Below are 24,943 nucleotides of genomic sequence, written 5' to 3'. Positions count from 1 at the left end.
TTTCAAAAAAATAGAAGTTTAGAGCCAAAATTCTAAAGGCCAGATAACAAATTGATTAAAATAGACCGATTTCTATAATTAAACTATTGAAAATTATAAGATTTGGGAAATGGACTTTCGGCAGCGTACAATGCCTTGATTAAAAACAAGTCATCAATAAATTTTGATGTGCAAAAAAGAGTAATAAACGAGGGCAGGCAAGCTATGAACAACAACTACCGTAAACCGCTGCAATCCACCCAGCTGGAATATTATGACGTGCGTCAGGCCGTAGAAGATATTCAGCCAGGCGCATATGCCAAACTTCCTTATACCTCCAAAGTGCTTGCTGAGCAGCTGGTTCGTCGTTGTGATCCTGCCATTTTAGAACAGTCTTTGCGACAGCTGATTGAGCGTAAACAGGAACATGATTTTCCATGGTATCCGGCACGTGTGGTCTGTCACGACATCTTGGGACAAACGGCTTTGGTCGATCTTGCCGGCTTACGTGATGCAATTGCAGAACAGGGCGGTGACCCGGCTAAAGTCAATCCAGTGGTACCGACCCAGCTGATTGTCGATCATTCATTGGCAGTGGAATTTGGTGGTTTTGATCCGGATGCTTTTGAGAAAAACCGCGCGATTGAAGACCGTCGTAATGAAGACCGTTTTCATTTTATTGAATGGACCAAAACCGCGTTTGAAAATGTCGATGTGATTCCTGCCGGTAATGGCATCATGCACCAGATCAACCTGGAGAAAATGTCTCCGGTGATTCAAAACCGTGATGGCCTGGCATTCCCGGACACCTGTGTCGGTACAGATTCACATACCCCACATACTGATGCGCTTGGTGTGATCTCGATTGGTGTTGGTGGACTCGAAGCCGAAAACGTGATGCTGGGGCGTGCGTCTTGGATGCGTCTGCCAGATATTATTGGGGTGGAGTTTGTTGGTCAGCGTCAGCCGGGCATTACCGCAACCGATATTGTGCTCGCACTGACAGAATTCCTGCGTAAAGAACGTGTGGTCGGGGCATACTTAGAATTCTTCGGTGAAGGTGCCGACAGCATGTCAGTGGGTGATCGTGCCACGATTTCCAACATGACTCCGGAATACGGTGCAACCGCTGCGATGTTCTATATCGATCAGAACACCATTGATTATCTGACTTTGACCGGTCGTGAAGCAGAGCAAGTCAAACTGGTTGAAACTTATGCCAAAGAGATTGGTCTGTGGGCATCGGATATGACTCAGGCAGAATATCCACGTGTATTGCGTTTCGATTTATCGACTGTGACACGTAATATTGCAGGTCCATCAAATCCGCATGCACGTGTCTCTACATCTGACCTGAAAGAAAAAGGCATTGCCGGTAATTTAGAAGCAGCTCGCGCGCAAGAAGCAGAAGGCTTAATGCCAGATGGCGCGGTGATTATCGCGGCGATTACCTCTTGTACCAATACATCTAACCCACGTAATACCGTGGCAGCCGGTTTGCTGGCACGTAAGGCCAATGAATTGGGCTTGGTCCGTAAGCCTTGGGTAAAATCTTCTTTTGCACCGGGTTCTAAAGCGGCTGCTTTGTATTTGGAAGAAGCAGGCGTTTTAAAAGATTTAGAAAAACTGGGCTTTGGTATCGTGGCCTATGCGTGTACCACCTGTAACGGTATGTCGGGTGCGCTTGATCCAAAGATTCAGCAAGAAATCATCGACCGTGACCTATATGCAACAGCGGTGTTATCGGGCAACCGTAACTTCGATGGACGTATTCATCCATATGCGAAACAGGCATTCTTGGCTTCACCGCCTTTAGTGGTGGCTTATGCAATTGCCGGTACGATCCGTTTTGATATCGAAAAAGATTCGCTTGGAAACGATAAAGACGGCAACCCGATTTATCTGAAAGATATCTGGCCATCGGATGAAGAAATTGATGCTCTGGTAAAAGTTGCTGTAAAACCAGAACAATTCAAAAAAATCTACATTCCAATGTTCGATTTAGGTGTGAATGAAAAAGCAGCAAGTCCGCTGTATGATTGGCGTCCGCAAAGTACGTATATTCGCCGTCCGCCGTATTGGGAAGGGGCTTTGGCTGCACCGCGTACCTTGTCAAATATGCGTCCGCTGGCGATCTTAGGCGATAACATCACCACTGATCATTTGTCACCATCGAATGCCATTGTGCTTGACAGTGCTTCAGGTGAATACCTGAAAAAAATGGGCGTGCCTGAGGAAGACTTTAACTCTTATGCAACGCATCGCGGTGATCATCTCACCACGCAACGTGCGACTTTTGCCAATCCGAAACTGTTTAATGAAATGGTGGTGCGTTCTGATGGCAGCATCAAGCAGGGTTCGAAGGCACGTGTTGAGCCTGAAGGTGAAGTGATGCGGATGTGGGAAGCGATTGAAACTTACATGAACCGTAAACAGCCGTTGATCATTATTGCCGGTAAGGATTATGGTCAGGGTTCGAGTCGTGACTGGGCAGCGAAAGGTGTACGTCTGGCTGGTGTGGAAGCGATTGTAGCGGAAGGTTTTGAGCGTATTCACCGTACCAATTTGGTTGGTATGGGCGTGTTGCCGCTTGAGTTTAAGCCGGGTACGGATCGTAAGACTTTAGGTCTTGATGGTACTGAGCTGTATAGCGTGATTGGTAATATCGCGCCACGTTCGACTTTGACTTTGGTGATTGAGCGTTCAACCGATGATGGTAAGAACCAGATTATTGAAGTGCCTGTGACTTGCCGTCTGGATACTGAAGAAGAAGTGCATGTGTATGAAGCGGGTGGGGTGTTGCAACGCTTTGCACAGGATTTCTTGGAAGGGAATGTTTAAGAATCTCCCCTAACCCCTCTTTATCAAAGAGGGGAACTCCCTCCTTTTTTAAAGGAGGGTTGGGGTGGATTGAAGTTATTTAAAAAAGACCCTACTTTAAAGTGGAGTTTTATTTTGGATGATTTAGTGAATACAGAATTTTTACATCAGTTAATTATCTATCAAAAAAGTTATTTTGAAATCATTCATAATTTCTTTATCAAATTTGTAGGCAAAAATCCTGATGAGTTCAAAGATTTTGAATCAATAGGACTACATCTAAAGGAAATGTATGAAAATAATAAAAATAACATCTCTTATTTTTCACATTTAATTCAAATACGTGAGGATTTTCTAGAAAAATTAGTAAATCTATATACTAGTGAATCAGCACAAGCTTTTAAAGCTGCACAAAATTTAGATGTATTTAAAATTAATTTAGGGGGAAGCTCTCGATTCTTAAAAACACAATTAAATGCTGTACGTAAATCATTATTATTGACAGATCTTGTATTAATTCCTGATCCTATTTTACCGTGGATCGAGAAGGAAAGATGTGATGAAAAGCTTAAAAATCTAAGAATGATCGAGGCTGTATATTTCGTCTTAAATTTAAAAGATCTACTTGAAGAAGATTTTGAGATACCACCATTTTTCATTTTTCCTAGTTGGGAAAAATTATTAGAAGAAAAGGATGATGTAACCAAAGAAAATCTAAATCATCTGTTGTTCGAGTTTTTAAGTTTCTATCTAAATGTAAAAATTAATTGCGAAGAAGATTTAGTAAATTATCTATCTAAGTACTCAAATGATTTTTTTAATGCTGTACAAGGGAAAAGGCTTTTTATTTCGCCAAATGGAATGGAAATTCATAATCTAAAAGATTCTATTACTAATTATAGGGATTATGCGAGCCAACATAGGACAGCTGATTGGTGTGAAAAAAATTTGGCATCTGATATTCATATCATAGTTAATGGAATAGTTGAGAGGCTAGTTCCGCAATATCATTTGTTTGAAAACTCTCAGGAAATGAGCAGTAATCCTTATTTGTGTATTCCTGAACATGCTCATTATTATAATTTAATTTCAAAGATGAGTTGGTCATTCAAAGCCGATAATCCCATTGATAAACAGACTGATACAATTCTAAATGTTTTGACATCCCAACGTTTGGACTATTTGGCTAATTTTAATGATGAGGAAATTAAGATACTTAGAAAAGCAGATGAACATATTTTATTTAAAAATGAAATGAGAACTTTTATAAGTTCAATCTCAAATGTAAAAATTGAAGACATAGATTATATTTCTAGAGAGTTTTCTCAATTTTTGGATGTGAAAATTAAGCAACATATTAAAGAATTGGATGGATTAAAAAGCAAGTATAGATCTAAAAATATACAAACTTTAGGGCTCGCAGGAGGAACACTGGCAGTTAATTTTATGCCTTTACTTGGGCAACTTATCTCAGTTATAGGAGCCGGAAGTGTAGGTATTAAATATTTAGGTGATAAGTTGGATGAAAAACATGATTTTCAAAAAGCCAAATCATCTTATGTAGGTGTAATCGTTCTTGCAAAACAAAGGGAACAATAAATTAAGGTTCTTCGCCCAAATGCCATCATCATTTACAAAAATGGACAATAGACATTCATCACCAGAGGGTTATACTAGACAGACCATTTCTAAAACCATGGAGAACAAAGATGGTTACTGCTGGCGAAAAACCCGGAACAGGCTTCTATTTTTGTGTTCAATGCGGACACCGCACCTACTTAGAAATTGGTACTGATCGTTTACCACCGTGTACCAAATGCCAAGGCAATCAATTTAACAATAAGAATGCCTAAGCAAAACAACTCAAACAGTTACCCTCTGTTTTGAACGAAAGCCCTATTACTCGATAGGGCTTTTTGCTGTTTATTAGCTAACCTTTTAGGTAGCAATCAAAAGATCAGGGTGAAAAAGCCAATCATATATGTATAGAAACTTATTAATTTAAAGTAAAACCTAATAAATTCAAAAAATTATTTGAAATTTAAATATAAACGGTATAGCTTGTCTGCTTTAAAAATTAGCTAACCACTTTTAAATTAAGGTTAGATATTTCCGGGGTGAAACAATGAAAAAATTTGCAGCTTTAGTACTAGGCAGTGCAATCTTATTTACTTCAGGCTGTGCCACGATGTTTAATGGTTCAACCCAAACTGTGAATATCCGTAGTAATGATGAATTGGCTAAGTTATATGTCAATGAAGAATATATGGGACAGCGTAATACTGTCTATACTTTCAAAAAGAAAGAAAACTATGTGATTAAGGCAGAGAAGCAAGGCTGTCAAACCAACACCGTTATTCCACAGAAAACATTTGATCCAACAACTTTATTAGGTATTTTCCTGGATTGGGGACTTATTTCTATTCTGGTTGTAGATGGCGCTGCTACTGGAGCATGGCAAAAATTTAACCAGACAAGTTATGTCGTTGATCCTAATTGCTAATTAATTCAATTAGATTGAAAAAAATATCCCATCATTGAGTGGGATGTTTTTTTGTAAATTTACATCTTTTTGAACCTTGATTTTGATTGAAAATTAACCAAATCATCTCCATATAAAAGCCTAGATTCACCGTATTTAAGGCTGCCGAATTGCAACATTATCTTGATCTTAATCACGACTCAGGTGTTGCCAATTATGAGATTGGTAACGAATTTATTCGGGTGCAATTTAAGAAAACCTCGAAAGTCTATACTTATAGTTATAGCAGTGCCGGTGATCAGCATGTCGAAAACATGAAACAGCTCGCCCGATATGGCGATGGCCTGAACGCCTATATCAACCAACATACCCGTCAGCTTTTTGTACACTAAAACTGGTCTGCTTCTTGCTTCAATCAAAGTCCTAATCGGCAAATATTTAATAACAGCGAAATATCTGCCTTGAAATAGTGCATGTGCACATATTGGAAAGAGGGCAAACACATATGGAAATCAGAGAGTACGCACCCGAATCAGGAAAATTAGATAAAAAAGCCCATTTCTACTCCGCATGGCCATTAATTCTGATCCTGTTTGGAGGTGCAATTGGTTTGCTCTACGGCGTGATGGCATATTTACTGAATCTGAAAATCTATAGCTCTGAACTGACGAGACTCAATAAAGTTCTGGCCAATCTGCTGTGCGGGATGTCGGCGATCAGTATCTGGTGGTTTAGCGCACAATGGATTCAGGCTGCTTTGTTTCAATAAATAGTCATCATGTCTTGAAGATAAATTGCAATAAAGGCCATTTTTATAGAATAAAAAAGCGTAAAAAATGAAGAATGAAATTTATTTCCCTAAATTTAGTTTAATAATGAAATAAATTTTCAAAAAATCTAAAAATTAAAAAAACATAGGAAATTAATCCCGTCCATTTTTGCCTAATATAGCTCTCAAGGGTGTGATGGGATCGGAAAGAGTAGCATGCTGTGAGCGGCGCAAAACGCGAGTGCAGTACGAACCCAAAAGGTCTCGATCCGGCTTAGGACGCTATAGACCACAAGTTTATAGGCTATAAGATCAAGTCTTACAAAGATTGATAGTTGAAGTAAACCATTAGACGTTTTCCCAACACCCTAAAAAATTCTCCAGCAGTGCAAATATGATAAATCATTAAAATAACAATAAATCAAAAGCTTAAACCAAGATTCAATTCAAGCATGATACAAATCAGTTCTCATTTTCCCAGATCAAATCTGTTATTTTTAAAGCATCAGCTGCGCCCAGTGGGGAATTATGATGAATCTCGATATTTGGTGTCGTTTTCTGCTATTTTCCTTAGTCATCAATTACACTATTCTCATGCTCTGGTTCACGGTTTTTGTATTTGCCCGAAACTGGATGAAACAATTGCATGGAAAATGGTTCCGGCTATCTGAAGCCAGCTTCGATGTGATTCATTATTCAGGTATGGCATTGTATAAAATTGGGATTTTGCTGTTTAACCTGGCGCCTTTAATTGCAATCTATTTAATCAAGCAAAGTTAAGCGCTATGCTGAACTGAATCTTGAATGACAGAAAAATAGCTTTGGATCAGTAGGGTGTATAAAAACTAAAACAGAATTTTAAAGGAGTTGAAACAGATGAATCAATTTAAACCGGCACTGATCTTGGGTGTCCTGATTGCTTTGGGGATGATAATTTCAGGATGGATTCTGGGCAATAGCGCCTTAAAAATCAAACAGTATGAACGTATTGTGTCGGTCAAAGGTTTGTCGGAACGCGAAATCAAAGCTGATGTAGCAGTCTGGCCGATCCGTTTTAACGCAGGCAGCCAGGATCTGGCCCAGTTGTACGATACCATGCAAAACAATACCCAGGAAATTCAGACCTTTCTAAAAAATGAAGGTTTTAGTGCCGAAGAGATCACCAGTGCTTCACCGAGTATTACCGATAAATACGCCCAGCAATACGGCGGTGATGCCAATGTCGCACTGCGCTATACTGCCAGTCAGACCATTACCGTCTATACCCACAACATCGATGCAGTACGCAAGGCACAAAGCCGTCTGATGGCTTTGGGTCGAAAAGGCATTGCCTTTGCTGGAGATGATTCCGGACAAAGAACCGAATATTTATTTACTAAGTTGAATGACATTAAGCCGGCGATGATTGAACAAGCCACCGAAAATGCCCGCAGTGTGGCAGAAAAATTTGCCGCAGATTCAAAAAGCAGTCTGGGGAAAATCAAGTCCGCCAATCAGGGCATGTTTAGTATCGAAGATCGCGACAGCAATACCCCCTATTTGAAAAAAGTCCGTGTAGTTTCGACGGTGGATTATTATCTGGCAGATTAATTTATCTGGCTATGCGCGGTGATTGACAGGTTAAATACAGCTTGTTATTTTGCGCGCATTGTTCCAGATGCTGTATTCCTAAAATGCCCATCAACCCCGACTTTGTCTATTGCCCACCGCAAGAACCGTTGCATATTGTTTATGAAGATGATGATCTGGTGGTGATTGAAAAGCCGGCCGGATTATTGTCGGTTCCCGGGCGTTTAGCTGAACATCATGACAGTGCTTATTTGCGGGTTCTGGACCAGTATCCGCAGGCTAAAATCACCCATCGTCTGGATATGGCCACTTCAGGTATTTTGATGTTTGCCAAACACCGTGATGCAGAAGTGGCGGTGAGTAAAATGTTTCAGGCACGTACCGTGCATAAAAATTATGTCGCACTGGTACAAGGCAAACTTGAAGGTCAGGGCAGCGTCGAAGTGCCTTTGATGACCGACTGGGAAAACCGTCCGCGTCAGATGGTGCATTATGAACTGGGCAAAACTGCCAAAACCTTATATCAGGCAATAGAATATTTGCCCCAGCAAGACATTAGTCGGGTTTTACTCACGCCCATCACAGGCCGTTCTCATCAGTTGCGAGTACATATGCTGTATCTGGGTCATCCCATTACTGGCGATAAAATCTATCATCCAGAACCACAGCGCAGTCCTTTAAATCGTATGGCTTTGCATGCCAATTATCTGGCTTTTAGCCAGCCGCTGAGTGGTGTTCCGGTTGAGATTGAAGTCGTAGTTCCGTTTTGATGTGGATTATAAAAACGATGGTATCCGGTCAAATTAGTTCTATTTTTACAGTCATTCAAAATGGTATTTGCCATTTAAAATCGGCTACCTGAATTAAAAATTGTGAGAATTTATTTCAGTCAATGCTCTGAAAATTAATGGTTTTTCATGTTTTTTATTTGAAATCTAATACTTATGCATTGCCCAATCTTCTGTCGATGTAGAACATACCGGTGAATGCTGGCTGCATATCTTGATGATGAGTTTAGGAATTTTTATTGTCTTTATCTGCTTTTATAAGTTTGATATCTTTATTTCTATTGGTTTTTTTAATTTTACTGTCATTAATTTTAAACTTTTAAATTATATCCTTTGATATAAAAAATACCGTTAGCTGTTTCAGGATCGTTTTGATTTAAGCTGCAAATCAATTCATGATGTATGACTTGCACATAAAAAATTATAGAAAAATAAAATGAATGAACGACTTAGTGGCGATTAATGGCTTTGATTATCTGGTCAAAGTGATGCAAAATTAACCAGTACTTTATAATAAATTTTTAATTTGATGTTTTAGGGCAATGCCCGGGGTTAAAGGACAGAACAATGCTCAGTATGGCTTTTTTCGTTCTCGCGAGTATTTTATTATGTGCCTTGCTCTGGAGCTTGAAGATCCAGACTTCATTACGCAGCAATATCCAGTTTTTACAGGAAAATCTGGATCATTCACGCAGCAGACTGGCAGATTATGACGCTCAAGTCGATGAACTGAATTATGACGTGACCCAACTGCGGGTACAGCATGGCAGTTTAACGACTGAGCTGAATAAATATAAAAAATATCAGGATATCTGTGATATCGAACAATATATTATCAACCGGACTTTGCAGGCCGAAAATTTTGTTGAAGTGACCAAACTGGATGCTTCGATCATGATTGATGATCTCAAGGCTTATATTGAAAGCGTGAAAGACTATCTCGCCCAGTTTCAAGCGAAAGCCTTAGTCGAAGTTGAACAGCAGGCCAGAAAAAGTTTAGCGGGTTATTATCAACAGGCCAAGCAACAGCAGCACTTAGAGGACGTAGTGAATGCCCTGGAACATAAAATCCAGGCCAAGCATTACGGTTTATGTCTGCCAGTACCGCAACTTTTACAACAGCTGATCGCAGGATATAGTGAAACGGATGCGGCTCGGCATCTGCTCGATGTGCGTGAAAAAATTCAGCAGGCCATAGCAACACAGCAGATCGCCAGTTGTAATTATATCGATGACGGCCGCCGTAGAAGTATCATTGAAATCTTTAGTTTGGCCTTTAATAGCAAGGCAGATTTATATCTTGCTCAATTAAACAGAGAAAATTTGGGACAGATGTTGCAAGCCTTAAGGGATGATTATGTCCTGCTGAATTATACCGGACAGCAACTGAGTCAGGCCACGATTCAGTCATCCTATCTGGATTTACGTTTAGAGGAATTAAAGTTTGCTGCGCTGGTTGTGCACATGAAACAAGAAGGCCGGCATCCAGAGACCGTATAGTTTTGATATGCATCAAAAGTACTCAGTCTTGATGGTAGCTGATAACGAATAGGGTTTTAGCGAAAGACCGATATTCCCGGACGTGATAGGCTATAAATATTTAAGAAATACCCATTTGACAGATAATTTTTATATTTATAAAAATCATATGTTTATTTATGGTTAAAAGATAATATTTTTTGTCCGGATCTCGATAATTGTCTAAAAATCAGCTAATCTTAGATGCAGAATAAAACAGCATCATAATAAGGATACTTCTATGTCACGTGATTACAATCAATTCCCTGACGATGAAAATGGCAATGTACTGTGGCAAATGCATCAGGATGGCGACGACTTGCAAGAAGCGCACGAAATTGAATTTTCGATTGCCTTTGCGGATGAAGCGCAGGCGGATCGTTGTGCCTTGTATCTCTTAAAGGAAGAACAAAAAATCAGCCTGTTTCAGGATGAAGAAAGCGCGACCCTGGAATGGATTATCACGATTTATGTGTATATGGAGCCTGCCTACGAAGATATTGTGGATCTGGAACAGTGGTTCAGCAAAATCGCTGCAGAATTTCAGGGTGAATATGATGGTTGGGGCTGCATGGCCTATGTCTATGATGATGAGCTGGATGAAGAAGAAAGCAGCCTGCGTAGTAGCTGAGCATGCTTGTATTTAAATGATTTAAAGTAAGAAACCCGGTCTGTCGGGTTTTTTATTGCTTTATTTAATTGCTATACGAAGATTTGAGCTTGAGTATAGATACATACTCATTATATATAGCCAGCTCAAAACTGGATAAAATAACTCAGATGAGTACTTAACTCAGGCTGATGATTTAGTCACAACAAATGCAGGGAATATCCCGCAATAAAAAAATAATAAGAACAAAGGACAAAAAAATGAGTTACACCTTAAAAATGCATCGTGTGTTCAGTGCACCACCGGAGCGGGTGTATCGTGCCTTTGTGCATCCGGATGCACTGGCCAAATGGCTGGCGCCACATGGCTTTATTGCCAAGGTAGAACATGCGGAAGTCAAACCTGGCGGCAGCTATAAAACCACCTTTACCAATTTTTCCACTGGTACCCAGCACCATTTTCATGGGATTTATCATGAGGTGATTCCCAATCAGTTACTGCGTTATACCGATCAGTTTTCGACACCAGATCTGCAAGGTGAAATAGAAGTCACTGTGATCTTTGAAAAGGTTTCAGTCGGTACAGGCCTGCATATTATTCAGGTCGGCTATCCCGATTTAGTGCCGCCTGCGGTATGTCATTTGAGTTGGCAGGAATCATTCCAGCTACTTTCCTTGCTGGTGAATCCGCATATCCCGGATAATTAATGCTTGATGATTATGAGCTGGCCTTCAACGAAACTCCTGTTCAAAAGCGCATCTCTGCAAAGATGCTATACTGTGATCTTATTTGTTTCATTTATTTAATTTTTCTCTTTTTCGAGGTTCTTATGGGTCTGCCAAACTGTCCAAAATGCCAATCTGAATATACCTATGCAGATGGCGATCTACTGATCTGCCCTGAATGTGCACATGAGTGGAAAGAAGGCGAAATTACTGAAGAACAAGTGATCATTAAGGATGCTCATGGCAATGTGCTGGCGGACGGCGATAGCGTGACGGTGATTAAAGACCTGAAAATCAAAGGTTCATCTTCAGTGGTGAAAGTGGGTACTAAAGTCAAAAGTATCCGCCTATTGCCCGATGCTGCTGATGGTCATGATATCGATTGTAAAATCGAGGGAATGGGCCCGATGAAGCTAAAATCTGAATATGTAAAGAAAGCTTAAATCTGGCATCAGACTAGAATTTTAACTGGACATGAGACGGTGGATAAATCGTCTCATTGCTAAAATTCAGCGTTTATTTTTTATATAGTCCCAATCCTCACGTTTTTGATTCGAGATCACTCGTATGCCACATCTGCATCTGGAATATTCTGACAATCTTCAACATCTGCTCCAGACTCAGCCGCTCTTGCTAGCCATGCATCAGGCATTGTTCAATGCAGGCTATGTCACCGATCCCGATGATTTAAAAAGTCGTGCAATTATGCAGCAGGATTATGTGATTGGACTGAGTCCACAGACAGATCAGGCCTATGCACATGCCAAAGTCTCACTATTGAGTGGACGTAGTGTCGAAGTGCGTCAGGCGATTTCTGCATTGGTGCTTGAGGTGATGCAGCAATCTATTGCTCCACAGCCCGAATTAAAAATTCAGCTCTGTGTCGAAATTATTGAAATGCCAAAGCAGACCTATAGCAAAGTCACGATTTAAATTCTGGCTTTTAGCTGTGTGGCATCGCGACAGCTTAAGAGTTGTATTTAAACTCTTTACAATTGCTCAGTCTAAAATAAATCAGACGACCGAACATGAATACTATTCCTAAATTCATTTCATCTTATTAAAATATAAACATATTTTTTTTATAAATGACATTTTTGATCATTTACAATAATACCGCAGAAGTCTTAAAGTGGGTTCAGATAACTCTCTATTCCTGATTTAAATAAAAATAAAGATTGATAGGGCTGTAATGTGGTATGTCTATGCAGATTGCATGAAGTTTTGGACTTAACTTAAAGATTGAAATCAAAATAATGTTTTAAATAATATTCAGATGAATTGCAGTGAATAACACAAAGGGGATAGCCAAGCAATTATAGTGCTTGAGCATAATCAAAATAAGAAAAGCAAAAGACCAGAAATTGGGGACAATTTTAATTCCGATTTCAGGTCTGAATACCTGATTGAGGGGGACTTTATGCAGGTTTTTGGGGATGAACAACTGAGTCAGGAAGTCATGGCATTTCTTCAGCAATGGGACCATGCCATATGCAGTCTGGAGATCCAGGATATTATTCAATTATGCCGGCCAGATATCCGTCTGGTCGATGTCAGTACTGAAATAAAAGGCATAGATGCCTATCAGGCACTCTGGTTGCAATATCGGCCTTTTATCCCTGAAGGAATCCGGATAGAGCGTCAAGATGTCAATATTCATGTGAGCACTGATTTAGCCTTGGTCGATGGCTATGTTCGGGTGAATTATGCGGTAATTGAGCCGATTTTCCAGTTGGGCTGGTGCCGGGTCAGTATGTGTCTCAGCAAGCAGCAGGGACGATGGCAATTGTTGCATCAACATACCTCAGTACCGGTACAACTGGAAACCCGTAAGATGCGCAGGATCAAAAGCGTCAGTTAAGTCATAAGCTCAAAAAATTAAGTGCAATATCTTTGCAAATGATTACAGGCATGCTTTATCAGGACACCATTCAGCAAAAACTGAATATACTCAAAGCCTATTGTCAGGGAGCCAGGATGTGGGGCGGTGCAATTCAGACCTTTGATAGGCTAGAAAATTCGATCGATACCTTAGAGCATGAAGCGAGGAATCCGAATGTGCAGAATGTCAAAGTGGTCGGCTGGAACCTTCCAGTGAGGAAGCCGCACTAGGCTGGCCGAATACAATTTAAGGACTAAATAATGAAACAACAATGGATAGACAGCATCAAAACAATGAGTGTCGCATTTGGTCTGGCCAGTATCAGCTCATTAAGTCTGGCGGCCATTCAGGGCCTGCATTTTTCACATAAAGACTGGGAAATTGCCTGTGATAATACCGGCACCTGCCGCGCTGCTGGTTATCAATCGGATCAAGATATTGATCAGCCGGTTTCGGTGCTACTAGAGCGTGCTGCTGGGACAAACAGTAGCATCAAAGCTCAGGTCCAGATTTTACCCTTAGCTGCTGCCACACCGACCAGACAGCTTCAGCTGCAAATTGCCAGCACGCCTTATGGCATGATTGGTTTGAATCGGGAGGGGATAGGGCAACTCAGTACCGATCAAACGCGAGCCTTGCTGAAAGCTGTACAGGGAGCAGGTCCGGTTGTCTTTAAGAATGCTCAATCACGATGGAACTTATCGACTGCCGGAGCCAGCGCGGTTTTACTGAAGATGGATGAATTTCAGCGTCGACTTTCTACATCCTCAGCCTTGATCAGGCCGGGAAAAAAGTCCGATCAGACGGTCCTCAAAGCTGCAGCGATACCGAAAATTGTGATACCCAAATATCAGTCAGGCAAAGTCACTCAAGCGAAACTGAATACGGCAGCCAGTCAGCAGATGATTCGAAAACTGAAAGCCACCACCAACGAGGATCAATGTGATTTGCTGTTTAGCCAGCGTTTTCTAGATGATGACGTCATGACGATTTATCCCATTAATGCCCAAAATCAGTTGGTTCAGATTCCATGCTGGCGTGGAGCCTATAATATGGGCAGCGGTTTTTGGCTGATAGATCAAAACAAGCAACCGAGACAACTGGTGACCACCTCCGGAGAAACCTTTAGCCAAGGCCAGATATTTTCCGGGCATAAAGTACGTGGTTTGGGTGATTGTCTGAGTCAGGACGAATGGGCATGGGATGGTAAAACATTTGTCAAAAGTTTCAGTAGCCTGACCGTACAATGCAAGGGCTTTGCTGGCGGTGCCTGGGATTTGCCGACCTATGTAAGCACAGTCATTCAGGGTAAATAGAAATACCCTCGAAAAATAGAAGTGATAAAAAAAGCCTGAATCATTCAGGCTTTTGAATTTAAAAAAATATTATCTTAGAAGCGCTTTGGAATTCTCTGACCATTCGGAACAGGGATGTCGGCAATTTTTAATACCCCAAACAACCAGGTTTCTGCATGCTGTACCGCCGTTTTGAGTTGATCACCCATGGCCAGACGCCCGGCGATAAAGCTGGCCAGTGAACAACCCGAACCATGATATTCACCCTCCAGACGTGGACAGCGGGTCTCATTAATCAACTTGCCCGCGATATACAGACTGTTCTGAATATAATCCGGCGTATCTTCATGACCGCCTTTAACCAGAACTGCTTGTGCACCCATATCAAATAGTTTTTGAGTGGCCAGCTGTAGGTCTTCTTCACCTGTTAAAGCACGCAGTTCAACCGTATTCGGAGTTAGAAGGGTAGCCAATGGAATTAGTTGGGTAAATGCTTTGACCAGTGTCGCCTGATTGCCCAATGAACCGCCACTATTTGCCACCAGAACCGGATCGAGTACATACAGATAGTCCGGATGTGCAGTCAAAAACTCCGCCAGTGCTGCGATATTCTCTGTGGTGCCTAACATGCCAGATTTAATACAGCGAATTGGCAGGTCATTCACCACGGCATTGGCCTGAGCCAGCAGCAGCTCTTTAGATGTCGCTTCAAAACCAAAAACCTGCTGTGAATTTTGAATGGTGAGGGCTGTGCAGGCAATTGCTGCATGTGCACCACTTTGACCAATGGCTTCAATATCTGCCTGAAGACCGGCTCCACCTGAAGGGTCTAAACCGGAAAAGCAAAGTACGGTAGGGCGCAAAATGATGTCCTTCATTCACTAAAATTACATTAGTATAGGCAAATTTGAATGAACTCTCGATATTAATTTATATCGGTGCTGATGAGAGGGGATGGGCTGTGATTAAGAATATTTTAATTGATCTGGATGGGACATTAACTGATCCTAAAGTGGGGATCACCACGTCTGCGCGTTACGGTCTGGAAAAGGTGGGTCATCCGATTAGCGATGAGATCAATATCGACTGGATTATCGGTCCTCCCTTAAAAGCCTCGCTGGCCAAACTTTTAAATATCGAGACCGATCATATTCTGGCTGAGCAGGCGTTGATGGCTTATCGCGAACGTTTTGCAGTGAAAGGCCTATATGAAAATCACGTTTTCGAGGGTGTGGCAGAAACGTTGGCAGAACTGAAACGCCGTGGTTATCGTTTGTTTGTCGCTACGGCAAAACCGACGGTTTATGCCAAACAGATTTTAGAGCATTTTGATCTGGCTCAGTATTTTACTGAAATTTATGGCAGCGAACTCAATGGTGACAGAACCAATAAAGGTGAGCTGATTCAGTATATTTTAGAACAGCAACATTTAAAGGCCGAAGGCTGCATCATGGTCGGTGACCGTGAATACGATATTTTTGGCGCACGTCATAATGGCATTGACTCGATTGCAGTGAGCTATGGCTATGGCAGTCAGCAAGAGTTAGCGCTGGCACAACCCAAATATCAAATAGACCACTTTGACCAGTTGCTCAATTATTTTAAGTGAAGATGAAACAGTCTTATGAACGGTCGTGATGGTTCTGAGGCAGAAAGCAGCTAGGTCATACTGAGCTGCTGAGATTAAAAAATCCCGCACAGTGCGGGATTTTTTAATTTGGGCTAAAAGAATTAAAGCGTCAAAAACCAGGTCGATGCCAGCACCACCATAATGATGATCACCAGTAAAATGTTGATGATCGTCATCTGATGTTGGGGGGGAACTCTGGCTTTGGTCAGTGCATTTCCTGCATGGTCAAACAGGATGACATTTTGCACGCTACTTTCATAACCGAGTTCGAGTAACGCGCGCTTTTCAACTTCGGTTAAACCGTCTTCAGGCAGATCCATAATTTGCAGCAGCGCTATAGAACTAAATAACTTCTTCATTACCGATGAGGGTAACAGTTGTTTCAGCGTCATCGCGGCTGCATCAAAGTCGGCAATAATACTCCGCGGATGGGCATAGGGCACATCGGGTAGCAGGGTATGCGTAATCGTGCCATCTATATTCATCAGCTGCATTTTATCTTTATAGATTTGCACCCATACAGCATCTGGAAATTTCACTAATTGATCTTGCAGCATGGAGAAAGTCTGATTTTGCTGATATTTAGTCATTAAATAATCGATAAACAAATCCCGCATCAAGACGGGATTTGTAAGGTTCGGTTATTTGGCAGGAGCACCATACTCATTGTTTTGTTGCTTGGTTTCAGTTGCCCACCACCAGATCAGTACCAGTATGCCAATCACGGTAAGCGTCAGTAATTGCCACCAACCAGAGCGTCCTACATCATGCAAGCGACGCGCGCCAACGGCCAGACTTGGGACTAGAAGTGCCAGATTAAGCAGGCTATTCACCAGCGGTTTAGTGCCTAAAACTGTATCAATTACCTCAGCAACAATGCCTAAAATTACACAAAACAGCATAAAGAACCAAAATTCTTTACGGCGTGCACGGCCGGAAAAGTTTGCATAGTTGGTCAGACATTTTACAAACCAGTCAATGCTGCTGTAATTTTCCTCGGCTTGATCCAGATTTGAATATTTGCCAAGCTGACTGGAAATTTTTTCTCCCAGATAAATAGAACTCCCTGAGGTTAAATAAACCTCAGATGCTTCACCCGCGGTATTGACGATAAAATCGACCCGATCACCGCGTGAAGGTGGACGCTCACTACGCCAGTCTGCGCCATTAAAGCTATAGCGCTGATTATCATCCCCCGAGATAAAACCGGTATTGTGTTGAATAGAAAAATCAAGGATTGAACCTTTCATGCTTGTTCTCGTCTATTAAGCTAGATTATTGTTTTAAAGCGACGCAATTTCTTATCAGAATAACTTTAGCATAATCTAATTTTTAAAAATTCATAGGGGAATGGCGGAAATTTTCTTATGTTTTTAAAAGCCTTATCGCAATAGTGATTCAGTATTCAATCAACAAAAAATATGGCGTTGCATGCTTTGAAATGAAGAATATTAAACATTAATGGCGCTGACTTATCGCTGAACTTATTATAAGAAAATAAAGCTAAATCTATCTGATGAATATCAAATTGTTCTTTGGAGCTATGGTTTGATGTTATTAAATTTAATATAATGATAAACAAATACTTATAAATTTAAAATTTACAAAAAGTATATAATAATACTAATAAATATAACATTTTGTTCATACTTTTTATCTATTAGTAACAATTTTTTTAAATCAACAGGCGTACAATAAAAAGCTTCATATGGTGATGAAGGTGTCACATTCAATGTATCTCTCCCCATTATCGAAGGCCTTTTACCTTTGCTGTGCCTCTTTCATCTTAACCACGACCACTGTGCATGCTGAAGCTGCTTTCAGTTCAGAAAGCCCGTGGATGCTCGGTGACTGGAACGGGCAGCGTACAGCGCTCCAAAACCAAGGTTATGATTTCAGTTTTGGTTATACCGGTGAAATGGCAACCTTGATCGATGCGCAAAGATCTTCAAACCATAAAACTGAATATGCGGACCAGTTTGTTTTTGGGGCACATCTGGATCTGGTAAAAATTGCAGGCTGGCAAGACACCGAAGCACAAATAACAGTGACCCAGCGTAACGGTCAGTCACTGTCTCAAAGCGCTGCTGCTTTAAATGGCCATCTGAGTTCAGTGCAAGAAGTCTGGGGCCGTGGTCAAACCTGGCGCCTGACTGATTTATGGATCAAGAAAAAATTCCTGGAACAAAAACTGGATGTGAAAGTCGGACGCTTTGGTGAAGGCGAAGACTTCAACAGTTTTGACTGCGATTTCCAGAATCTGGCCCTATGCGGTTCACAAGTCGGGAATTGGGTTGGCGATCAGTGGTACAACTGGCCGGTAAGCCAATGGGCTGCACGAGTCAAATACAACATTAACCCTGAATTTTATGCCCAGGTCGGTGTTTATGAATACAACCCTGAGAATCTGGAACGTGGTAAAGGGTTTAATCTGAGTACGGACGGCTCCAAAGGGGCAATGCTTCCTGCAGAAGTGGTCTGGATGCCTAAACTGGGCACACAAAAATTGCCAGGTGAATACCGCGCCGGTTATTACTACAGCACGTCGGAAGCTGAAGTCATTTCCAATCCAGATCAAACCGATCATCACCATGGTGGCTGGATCGTTGCCAAGCAACAATTAACTGCACATGACGGAGATGCTTCGCGTGGTTTGACCGGCTTTGTGAATGCGACAGTGCATGACTCCAAAACCAATAATGTCAGTGATATGCAAAATATCGGGCTGGTTTATAAGGGTGCAATGGATTCACGCCCTCAAGATGAAATCGCATTTGGTATTGCACGCATCAACATGAATGACGATGTCAGTACTGATCGTCATCAAGAAATCGATGCAGAAATTTATTATGGCTTACATGCCACTAATTGGCTCACCATTCGCCCGAATGTGCAATATGTGCGTCACGTCGGTGCATATAAAGATGGTGAAAATGTCTGGGTGGGCGGAATCAAGTTTAATACTTCATTTTAAAATATAGTTTTTAGTTGCAAATACACTATTGAATCTCTAGGTGCTTTGTTGCAGTAATGGGCAATGCCTGCTTAAGACATTGATGTATTTATAACTCAGAATTTAACAATAAGGGTGCTCATGCCTGTCATGTGCATGGACTTTCAAAAAAACTTTTATAGGTGTTCAATATGAATACTTCATCATCAGGTTCGGTACTGAAAACGATTTTAGCGGTCATTGCCGCTGTTTTCGGTATAGGACTGCTGATTGGAGGGATTTATCTTGCAGTGCTGGGTGGGTCTTGGTACTACATCATTGCAGGTATTCTCTTTATTGCGACCGCAGTTCTCTTGTATAAACGAAAAAGTGCTGCACTCCTTGTTTATGCCATATTCGTTTTGGCGACAGTGGTGTGGGGGCTGTGGGAAGTCGGTTCAGATTTCTTTGCACTTGCGCCGCGTTTAGATATTTTAGGGCTGTTTGGTCTGGCCCTGCTGATTCCGGCAGTAACACGCGGTTTTGATCAAAGCAAAGGTGCGAAAATTGTCCTGGGTGGTTCACTGGCTATTACCATCGCTGTCATGATTTATGCTGTATTTAATGACCCGCAAGAAATTCGCGGTGAATTAAAATCTCAGCAGCCTGCAGCCCACCAGCCAATCCCGGGTGTGGCAGATGAAGACTGGCCTGCTTATGGTCGTACCCAGTCCGGTTTACGGTATTCACCGTTAAAGCAGATTAATACTGAAAATGTCAAAGATTTGCAGGTGGCTTGGGAATATCACACGGGCGAATTCAAGACTGAAAATGACTCGGGTGAAACCACCAATCAGGTTACCCCAATTAAGGTGGGTGATAACATGTACATCTGTACCACTCACCAGAAATTGACAGCGCTTGATCCGGCAACCGGTAAGGCGAAATGGACCTATGATCCGAAATTAAAAGCTGATCATACCTATCAGCATTTAACCTGCCGTGGCGTATCTTATTATGATGTCAACAATACGGCTGGTTTTGAAAGCAGTCTCGCTGCGAAGAAAACCACCTCGGCTGAATGTCCACAAAAAGTCATTTTACCGGTCAATGATGGGCGTCTGGTTGCGGTAAATGCAACCACCGGTAAAGTCTGCTCTGACTTTGGTAAAAATGGCGAAGTTGATCTGCAAAAAGATATGCCATTCCCATATCCAGGCGGTTATATTCCAACCTCACCGCCTGTAGTAACCGGCACTACGATCATTATTGCGGGTTCAACTACAGATAACTATTCAACTGAAGAACCATCGGGTGTGATCCGTGGTTATGATGTCAATACCGGTGAACTGCTTTGGGTATTTGACACAGGCGCTGAAGATCCGAATTTGATTCCTGCACCGGGTCAAAAATTTGTACATAACTCTCCAAATGCTTGGGCACCTTTGGCCTATGATGCAGAGCTGGATATCGTCTACGTACCAACGGGTGTCGGTACCCCGGATATTTACGGTGGTCACCGGACTGAACTGGACGAGCGTTATGCCAACTCGATGCTGGCCTTGAATGCAACGACCGGTAAGCTGGTATGGAACTTCCAGACTACCCATCATGATTTGTGGGATATGGACGTACCTTCACAGCCGACATTGACCGAGATTAAAGATAAAAATGGCAATATGGTTCCAGCCATTTATGTCTTGACCAAAACCGGGAATGCTTTTGTGCTGGATCGCCGTAATGGTAAAGCCATTGTGCCGATTACCGAAAAACCGGTACCACAATCTGTGAAACGCGGACCTCAAACCAAAGGCGAGTTCTATTCTAAGACTCAACCATTCTCTGATTTTAACCTGGCACCACAAGATAAATTGACCGATAAACAGATGTGGGGTGCGACCATGTTTGATCAGTTGGTCTGCCGTGTTGCATTCCATAAACTGAATTATGATGGCATTTATACCCCACCTTCTGAAAATGGGACGCTGGTCTTCCCGGGTAACCTGGGTGTGTTTGAATGGGGGGGCATGTCGGTGAATCCAGACCGTCAAATTGCATTGACCAACCCGATTGGCCTGCCATTTGTATCGAAACTGATTCCTCAAGATCCGAACCGTCCTAAGACGGCTAAAGGTGCAGGCACAGAAGCAGGTGTTCAACCGATGTATGGTGTGCCTTATGGTGTTGAAATCAGTGCGTTCCTGTCTCCATTCGGTCTACCGTGTAAACAGCCATCATGGGGATTTGTTGCAGGTGTGGACTTAAATACTCATGAAGTGGCCTGGAAACGCCGCATCGGTACCATTCGTGACAGTATGCCGGGCATTCCATTGCCGCCATTCAAAATGGGTGTGCCGATGCTGGGTGGGCCTATTTCAACTGCGGGTAATGTAATGTTTGTGGGTGGAACTCAAGATAACTACATTCGCGCCATCAACGTGAACAACGGTGATGAATTGTGGAAAGGCCGTCTTCCTGCAGGTGGTCAGGCTACGCCAATGACTTATGAAGCCAATGGCAAGCAGTATGTGGTCATTATGGCGGGTGGTCATGGTTCCTTTGGCACCAAAATGGGTGACTCTCTGGTGGCTTATGCCTTGCCAGACAATAAATAGTTAAACTTTTAAATCAGTATGAAGGAGCCTGATTCGTCAGGCTTTTTTATTATGTATTGTTGAATGCCTACATCGAGTTTTAAGGACACAGAGAAATGATGTTGATTTGTTGCTGAAAGCTCAATTTCATTCAGATCGCATTAAAATAATATTCTTTGTATATGGCTGATTTTAAGCGCAATTCAGATAAAGGATTAATCAAGTCTGAATTTATCAAACACAGAATTTTAAGCTCAAAGTTTTTCTATCCATTGAGCGAACTATATGTCATCGAATCAGCGCATTTATTGGATATCGATGCTTAAAACAAAATGAATTGAATCATGAGATGTACGCCATCTCGATAAGGTATTTGCCGCATTAAACCACTTTCAAATAAGGCCTGTCATTTATGTACCAAAACCCGAAATTTCCATTCGTGAGATCGACCTTGTCCTGCCTGATTGCTTGCGCAGGTCAGAACATTTATGCAGAAAATGACACACAAGAAGTCCAAAGGTTAGACACGATTTTCATTCAAGCGACCCGTACCGATCGGGAGCGATTGACCACACCGGCGTCAGTGTATTATCTGAATCAAGAACAAGATAACAGCCTGAATGTGAACCTTTCTGAAACATTAAAAGGTGTTCCGGGATTACAGTTAAATAATCGTGAAAACTATGCTCAAGACCTGCAAATTTCGATGCGAGGCTTTGGGGCACGTTCCAGTTTTGGTGTGCGTGGTGTGCGTTTATATGTAGATGGAATCCCTGCGACGATGCCGGATGGACAGGGACAAACTTCGAATATTGATTTGAACAGTCTGGACCATATTGAAGTATTGGGTGGTGGATTTTCATCGCTCTATGGCAACTCTTCGGGGGGAACGATTTTAACCACCACGCGAGAGGGGCAAGGTGCTGACTCGATTGAACTGGGGCATTCTGCAGGGAGCCAGAATAAAGGGCAGACCAAGCTGGTTTTGCAAGGTGGTTCAGAAAATGCCGATGAACCAGCTTATATCATCAGCTCATCTTATTTTGATACCGATGGTTTTCGTGACCACAGCAGTGCGCATAAAGTCCTGAATAATGCGAAACTGACTTGGGATCTGGAAGATGGCAGTAAAATTAACTGGGTCAATAACTACGTTAAAATTGCAGCAAATGATCCGGGCGGTCTAGAGAGAAAGGATTGGGAAGCAAATCCAAAACAAATAGACAGTAGAATTCAGGGATTTAATACAAGAAAAGAAATTGAGCAATTTCAAACAGGTCTTACTTGGAATAAGTCAATCAATGATCAGCATGAGTTATATGGCGTGGCCTATTGGGGGCAGCGTGACGTTATCCAGTACCAATCAATTTCTAAGTTTTTTCAGTCATTAGAAAAACACCCAGGTGGTGTAATTGATTTTGATCGTCAGTTTTATGGTGCAGACTTACGTTGGACAGGTAGAGATGTTTTACCAAATACTAAACTGATTGCTGGACTTGCTGTTGATGCCATGACCGAAGACAGAAAAGGTTATCTAAATTATGTAGGGAATACTTTTGGAGTTAAGGGTGAGTTACGTCGTGATGAAGACAATACCCTGTGGAATTTAGATCCATATTTGCAAGCTTCTTATCACTTTGCTCCCGATTGGACTCTAGATGCTGGGCTACGTTATAGCAATGTGCATTTTAAATCAGAAGATCATTATATTACTGATGTAAATGGTGATAATTCAGGTAAAACCACTTATGAGAAATTATTGCCATCCATGGCTTTAAGCTGGCAGATTTTACCTGAGCTGATGACTTATGTCAGTTATGCACAAGGCTTTGAAACGCCGACCTTTACCGAAATGTCTTATCCAGCAGATGGCAGTAGTCGCACACTTGATCTAAAAGCAGCAGAAAGTAGAACTTATGAGATGGGATTGAAATCTGCCAATATTTTAGGTGATTTTACTGTTGCAGTTTTCCATACGACGACTCAGGATGACATTGTTTCTGCAGGTAATGACAATGGTCGCTCTACTTTCCGTAATGCCGATAAAACTTTAAGAGAAGGTGTTGAACTCTCCTGGAATAAAAATATATGGCGTGATTTAAAAGCACAAGCAAGTTATAGCTATATTGATGCTACTTTTGATGCAGATATTCCTGAAATCCTAAGTACTAGTACGCCTGTAACTGTTTTAGTTCCAAGGGTAGCAGCCGGAAACTATATTCCGGGAATTGCTAAAAATCAGGCATTTTTAAGTCTGGGTTGGAAGCCTGAAAGTGGCTTACATGCAGGACTCGATGTGCGTTACTCAGACCGTATTTATGTGAATGACTTGAATTCGGATGCTGCACCAAGCTACACAGTCGCTGGTGCAAATATTGGCTATAATTGGAATATGAAAGATTGGTCTGTCAAAACTTTTGCGCGTGTCGATAACCTGTTTGATAAAGACTATTCTGGTTCGGTGATTGTTAATGAAAGCAATAACCGTTTCTTTGAGCCGGCAGAAGGGCGGAACTGGAGCGTTGGTTTGAGTGTGACAAAAGAATTTTAATTGAAATGATTTAGGGCTGTTAAATTTTCAAAAAACAAAATCCCGCTTCCTGAGCGGGATTTTTTAATATTTAAGTTTTGAAAAGTTGATCAGAGGATTTGAGATAAAACTAGATCTTTTGCTGATTCACCCGTTTCGATAATTCCTCAGCACTTTCGACTCGTTCAGAATATCGATCGGTGAGATAAGCAGACTGACCGCGAGTGAGGAGGGTGAACTTGTAAAGTTCCTCCATCAGAAGTTGTTTTAGATATTCTTTCTGCTCCGCAGCGCGCAGCTTTTAGCAAGGAAGATGGGGAAATGATTATTGATGAAGCAGGGAAGCGGTTGAAATAAATTCCAGAATTGAAGACGATAAATCAGATCATAAAAAAGCCACCGCAAGGGTGGCTTTTTATTTAATATGTTTTTTATTTTATTGAAAACTTATTCTAGATAAAGTCCCAACTATTGATGGTGATCAACAATAAACTTGGCTCGATCATAAAGTTCATCAAAGGTAATAATTTCAACATTCTTAGAATTTTGACGAAATAGCTCAAAAGTCTTCTTTTTTATTTCTTGGTTTTTCTTGTTATCTGTATCAATTTCAGACCAATTGCCAATAATTAATATTGTTTTTGAATCGTAAGAGTTCTGTGCGATTGTTTCACCATTATTATTATAGTTAACTAGATCTCTTGCGAAAGTTAATTTAAGAGCATCCAATTCACCATTCCAGCAATTAAATTCATTCTTAGACCAAATCGTTTCCGTCTATTTCTATAGCGTTCTGTTAATATCCGAAAATGTTTAAGTT

At 41.5% G+C, this 24,943-nt stretch carries 25 protein-coding genes and 3 pseudogenes; 22 read left to right on the top strand and 6 right to left on the bottom strand.

The window, feature by feature from the left end; translation table 11 throughout:
- Positions 1 to 204: 204 nt before the first annotated feature.
- From acnD to FTU90_RS11275, 17 genes are all read left to right on the top strand, one after another.
- Positions 205 to 2,820, top strand: coding sequence for a Fe/S-dependent 2-methylisocitrate dehydratase AcnD (acnD, locus tag FTU90_RS11355; RefSeq protein ID WP_159138659.1), 2,616 nt, complete (start codon positions 205 to 207; stop codon positions 2,818 to 2,820).
- A gap of 69 nt (positions 2,821 to 2,889) precedes the next feature.
- Positions 2,890 to 4,398, top strand: a complete 1,509-nt coding sequence (locus FTU90_RS11350) for a hypothetical protein (protein ID WP_159138660.1) — start codon at positions 2,890 to 2,892, stop codon at positions 4,396 to 4,398.
- A 110-nt stretch (positions 4,399 to 4,508) separates the two neighbouring features.
- A complete protein-coding gene (locus FTU90_RS11345) occupies positions 4,509 to 4,652 on the top strand; it encodes a zinc ribbon-containing protein (RefSeq protein WP_004645925.1) in 144 nt (47 codons plus the stop codon).
- A 272-nt stretch (positions 4,653 to 4,924) separates the two neighbouring features.
- Complete coding sequence (locus tag FTU90_RS11340; protein WP_171509129.1) at positions 4,925 to 5,302, top strand: hypothetical protein; 378 nt, start codon at positions 4,925 to 4,927, stop codon at positions 5,300 to 5,302.
- A gap of 149 nt (positions 5,303 to 5,451) precedes the next feature.
- Positions 5,452 to 5,673, top strand: coding sequence for a hypothetical protein (locus FTU90_RS11335; protein WP_005097977.1), 222 nt, complete (start codon positions 5,452 to 5,454; stop codon positions 5,671 to 5,673).
- A gap of 113 nt (positions 5,674 to 5,786) precedes the next feature.
- The gene (locus tag FTU90_RS11330; RefSeq protein WP_159138661.1) at positions 5,787 to 6,050 is read left to right on the top strand and encodes a hypothetical protein; all 264 of its coding nucleotides are present in this window, start codon (positions 5,787 to 5,789) and stop codon (positions 6,048 to 6,050) included.
- 531 nt (positions 6,051 to 6,581) lie between these two features.
- Complete coding sequence (locus FTU90_RS11325; protein WP_005097975.1) at positions 6,582 to 6,830, top strand: DUF6868 family protein; 249 nt, start codon at positions 6,582 to 6,584, stop codon at positions 6,828 to 6,830.
- Between the two features lie 96 nt (positions 6,831 to 6,926).
- The gene (locus tag FTU90_RS11320) at positions 6,927 to 7,640 is read left to right on the top strand and encodes an SIMPL domain-containing protein (RefSeq protein WP_180072689.1); all 714 of its coding nucleotides are present in this window, start codon (positions 6,927 to 6,929) and stop codon (positions 7,638 to 7,640) included.
- A gap of 83 nt (positions 7,641 to 7,723) precedes the next feature.
- Positions 7,724 to 8,389 carry a pseudouridine synthase gene (locus FTU90_RS11315; protein WP_005169561.1) on the top strand — a complete coding sequence of 222 codons (666 nt, stop codon included), beginning with the start codon at positions 7,724 to 7,726 and terminating at the stop codon, positions 8,387 to 8,389.
- A gap of 585 nt (positions 8,390 to 8,974) precedes the next feature.
- Positions 8,975 to 9,907, top strand: coding sequence for a DUF4041 domain-containing protein (locus tag FTU90_RS11310; RefSeq protein ID WP_180072687.1), 933 nt, complete (start codon positions 8,975 to 8,977; stop codon positions 9,905 to 9,907).
- 259 nt (positions 9,908 to 10,166) lie between these two features.
- A complete protein-coding gene (locus FTU90_RS11305) occupies positions 10,167 to 10,556 on the top strand; it encodes a ribonuclease E inhibitor RraB (RefSeq protein WP_074383475.1) in 390 nt (129 codons plus the stop codon).
- 239 nt (positions 10,557 to 10,795) lie between these two features.
- A complete protein-coding gene (locus tag FTU90_RS11300; RefSeq protein WP_005169565.1) occupies positions 10,796 to 11,242 on the top strand; it encodes an SRPBCC domain-containing protein in 447 nt (148 codons plus the stop codon).
- A gap of 122 nt (positions 11,243 to 11,364) precedes the next feature.
- Positions 11,365 to 11,703 (top strand): zinc ribbon domain-containing protein YjdM, encoded by a 339-nt coding sequence (locus tag FTU90_RS11295; protein WP_005097964.1) that lies wholly within the window; start codon positions 11,365 to 11,367, stop codon positions 11,701 to 11,703.
- Between the two features lie 124 nt (positions 11,704 to 11,827).
- On the top strand, positions 11,828 to 12,193 hold the full coding sequence (locus FTU90_RS11290; protein ID WP_005097963.1) for a 5-carboxymethyl-2-hydroxymuconate Delta-isomerase: 366 nt from the start codon (positions 11,828 to 11,830) through the stop codon (positions 12,191 to 12,193).
- Positions 12,194 to 12,680: 487 nt separating this feature from the next.
- Positions 12,681 to 13,121 (top strand): nuclear transport factor 2 family protein, encoded by a 441-nt coding sequence (locus tag FTU90_RS11285; RefSeq protein ID WP_159138664.1) that lies wholly within the window; start codon positions 12,681 to 12,683, stop codon positions 13,119 to 13,121.
- A gap of 32 nt (positions 13,122 to 13,153) precedes the next feature.
- Positions 13,154 to 13,372, top strand: coding sequence for a hypothetical protein (locus FTU90_RS11280; protein ID WP_159138665.1), 219 nt, complete (start codon positions 13,154 to 13,156; stop codon positions 13,370 to 13,372).
- 30 nt (positions 13,373 to 13,402) lie between these two features.
- On the top strand, positions 13,403 to 14,458 hold the full coding sequence (locus FTU90_RS11275; RefSeq protein WP_159138666.1) for a DUF1176 domain-containing protein: 1,056 nt from the start codon (positions 13,403 to 13,405) through the stop codon (positions 14,456 to 14,458).
- 74 nt (positions 14,459 to 14,532) lie between these two features.
- Here FTU90_RS11275 and FTU90_RS11270 read toward each other — a convergent pair whose 3' ends face one another.
- Positions 14,533 to 15,300: a hydroxymethylpyrimidine/phosphomethylpyrimidine kinase gene (locus FTU90_RS11270; RefSeq protein ID WP_100355901.1), complete on the bottom strand. Its 768-nt coding sequence runs from the start codon at positions 15,298 to 15,300 to the stop codon at positions 14,533 to 14,535.
- A 98-nt stretch (positions 15,301 to 15,398) separates the two neighbouring features.
- Between FTU90_RS11270 and FTU90_RS11265 the strand changes: the two genes are divergently transcribed.
- Positions 15,399 to 16,046 (top strand): HAD-IA family hydrolase, encoded by a 648-nt coding sequence (locus FTU90_RS11265; RefSeq protein ID WP_100329157.1) that lies wholly within the window; start codon positions 15,399 to 15,401, stop codon positions 16,044 to 16,046.
- A gap of 122 nt (positions 16,047 to 16,168) precedes the next feature.
- Here FTU90_RS11265 and FTU90_RS11260 read toward each other — a convergent pair whose 3' ends face one another.
- Both FTU90_RS11260 and FTU90_RS11255 read right to left on the bottom strand, forming a co-directional pair.
- Entirely contained in the window at positions 16,169 to 16,684 is a 516-nt protein-coding gene (locus FTU90_RS11260) for a hypothetical protein (RefSeq protein ID WP_159138667.1), read from the bottom strand.
- A 24-nt stretch (positions 16,685 to 16,708) separates the two neighbouring features.
- A complete protein-coding gene (locus FTU90_RS11255) occupies positions 16,709 to 17,317 on the bottom strand; it encodes a DUF805 domain-containing protein (RefSeq protein WP_004732088.1) in 609 nt (202 codons plus the stop codon).
- 482 nt (positions 17,318 to 17,799) lie between these two features.
- On the opposite strand from FTU90_RS11255, the gene FTU90_RS11250 reads away from it, so the two are divergent.
- From FTU90_RS11250 to FTU90_RS11240, 3 genes are all read left to right on the top strand, one after another.
- Entirely contained in the window at positions 17,800 to 19,041 is a 1,242-nt protein-coding gene (locus FTU90_RS11250) for a carbohydrate porin (protein WP_159138675.1), read from the top strand.
- A gap of 170 nt (positions 19,042 to 19,211) precedes the next feature.
- Positions 19,212 to 21,614, top strand: coding sequence for a glucose/quinate/shikimate family membrane-bound PQQ-dependent dehydrogenase (locus FTU90_RS11245; protein WP_159138668.1), 2,403 nt, complete (start codon positions 19,212 to 19,214; stop codon positions 21,612 to 21,614).
- Positions 21,615 to 22,005: 391 nt separating this feature from the next.
- A complete protein-coding gene (locus FTU90_RS11240) occupies positions 22,006 to 24,144 on the top strand; it encodes a TonB-dependent receptor (RefSeq protein WP_159138669.1) in 2,139 nt (712 codons plus the stop codon).
- A gap of 109 nt (positions 24,145 to 24,253) precedes the next feature.
- On the opposite strand, the pseudogene FTU90_RS11235 reads toward FTU90_RS11240, so the two are convergent.
- A pseudogene (locus FTU90_RS11235) lies at positions 24,254 to 24,382 on the bottom strand (arsenical resistance protein ArsH); the annotation flags it as partial.
- Here FTU90_RS11235 and FTU90_RS16140 point away from each other — a divergent pair.
- A pseudogene (locus FTU90_RS16140) lies at positions 24,376 to 24,480 on the top strand (arsenate reductase (glutaredoxin)); the annotation flags it as partial. The pseudogenes FTU90_RS11235 and FTU90_RS16140 sit on opposite strands and share 7 nt — an antisense overlap.
- A gap of 111 nt (positions 24,481 to 24,591) precedes the next feature.
- Here FTU90_RS16140 and FTU90_RS11230 read toward each other — a convergent pair.
- Both FTU90_RS11230 and FTU90_RS11225 read right to left on the bottom strand, forming a co-directional pair.
- Positions 24,592 to 24,852, bottom strand: a complete 261-nt coding sequence (locus FTU90_RS11230) for a Shedu anti-phage system protein SduA domain-containing protein (protein WP_180072685.1) — start codon at positions 24,850 to 24,852, stop codon at positions 24,592 to 24,594.
- Positions 24,834 to 24,943: pseudogene (locus tag FTU90_RS11225) on the bottom strand (IS5/IS1182 family transposase); the annotation flags it as partial. The pseudogene FTU90_RS11225 and the gene FTU90_RS11230, both read right to left, overlap by 19 nt.

Source organism: Acinetobacter sp. YH12200 (genome assembly GCF_013418175.1).
Taxonomy (GTDB): domain Bacteria; phylum Pseudomonadota; class Gammaproteobacteria; order Pseudomonadales; family Moraxellaceae; genus Acinetobacter; species Acinetobacter pseudolwoffii.
The sequence above is the reverse complement of the archived record's forward strand: the minus strand, read 5'-3'. Positions and strand labels throughout refer to the sequence as shown.

What these genes read in the sequence shown, in the direction of transcription:
- FTU90_RS11245 (WP_159138668.1), top strand. Translation starts at nt 19,212, where the DNA reads ATGAATACTTCATCATCAGGTTCGGTACTGAAAACGATTTTAGCGGTC.
- FTU90_RS11345 (WP_004645925.1), top strand. Translation starts at nt 4,509, where the DNA reads ATGGTTACTGCTGGCGAAAAACCCGGAACAGGCTTCTATTTTTGTGTT.
- FTU90_RS11330 (WP_159138661.1), top strand. Translation starts at nt 5,787, where the DNA reads ATGGAAATCAGAGAGTACGCACCCGAATCAGGAAAATTAGATAAAAAA.
- FTU90_RS11275 (WP_159138666.1), top strand. Translation starts at nt 13,403, where the DNA reads ATGAAACAACAATGGATAGACAGCATCAAAACAATGAGTGTCGCATTT.
- FTU90_RS11285 (WP_159138664.1), top strand. Translation starts at nt 12,681, where the DNA reads ATGCAGGTTTTTGGGGATGAACAACTGAGTCAGGAAGTCATGGCATTT.
- FTU90_RS11255 (WP_004732088.1), bottom strand. Translation starts at nt 17,317, where the DNA reads ATGAAAGGTTCAATCCTTGATTTTTCTATTCAACACAATACCGGTTTT.
- FTU90_RS11295 (WP_005097964.1), top strand. Translation starts at nt 11,365, where the DNA reads ATGGGTCTGCCAAACTGTCCAAAATGCCAATCTGAATATACCTATGCA.
- FTU90_RS11305 (WP_074383475.1), top strand. Translation starts at nt 10,167, where the DNA reads ATGTCACGTGATTACAATCAATTCCCTGACGATGAAAATGGCAATGTA.
- FTU90_RS11290 (WP_005097963.1), top strand. Translation starts at nt 11,828, where the DNA reads ATGCCACATCTGCATCTGGAATATTCTGACAATCTTCAACATCTGCTC.
- FTU90_RS11240 (WP_159138669.1), top strand. Translation starts at nt 22,006, where the DNA reads ATGTACCAAAACCCGAAATTTCCATTCGTGAGATCGACCTTGTCCTGC.
- FTU90_RS11320 (WP_180072689.1), top strand. Translation starts at nt 6,927, where the DNA reads ATGAATCAATTTAAACCGGCACTGATCTTGGGTGTCCTGATTGCTTTG.
- acnD (WP_159138659.1), top strand. Translation starts at nt 205, where the DNA reads ATGAACAACAACTACCGTAAACCGCTGCAATCCACCCAGCTGGAATAT.
- FTU90_RS11315 (WP_005169561.1), top strand. Translation starts at nt 7,724, where the DNA reads ATGCCCATCAACCCCGACTTTGTCTATTGCCCACCGCAAGAACCGTTG.
- FTU90_RS11325 (WP_005097975.1), top strand. Translation starts at nt 6,582, where the DNA reads ATGAATCTCGATATTTGGTGTCGTTTTCTGCTATTTTCCTTAGTCATC.
- FTU90_RS11300 (WP_005169565.1), top strand. Translation starts at nt 10,796, where the DNA reads ATGAGTTACACCTTAAAAATGCATCGTGTGTTCAGTGCACCACCGGAG.
- FTU90_RS11260 (WP_159138667.1), bottom strand. Translation starts at nt 16,684, where the DNA reads ATGCGGGATTTGTTTATCGATTATTTAATGACTAAATATCAGCAAAAT.
- FTU90_RS11310 (WP_180072687.1), top strand. Translation starts at nt 8,975, where the DNA reads ATGCTCAGTATGGCTTTTTTCGTTCTCGCGAGTATTTTATTATGTGCC.
- FTU90_RS11250 (WP_159138675.1), top strand. Translation starts at nt 17,800, where the DNA reads ATGTATCTCTCCCCATTATCGAAGGCCTTTTACCTTTGCTGTGCCTCT.
- FTU90_RS11340 (WP_171509129.1), top strand. Translation starts at nt 4,925, where the DNA reads ATGAAAAAATTTGCAGCTTTAGTACTAGGCAGTGCAATCTTATTTACT.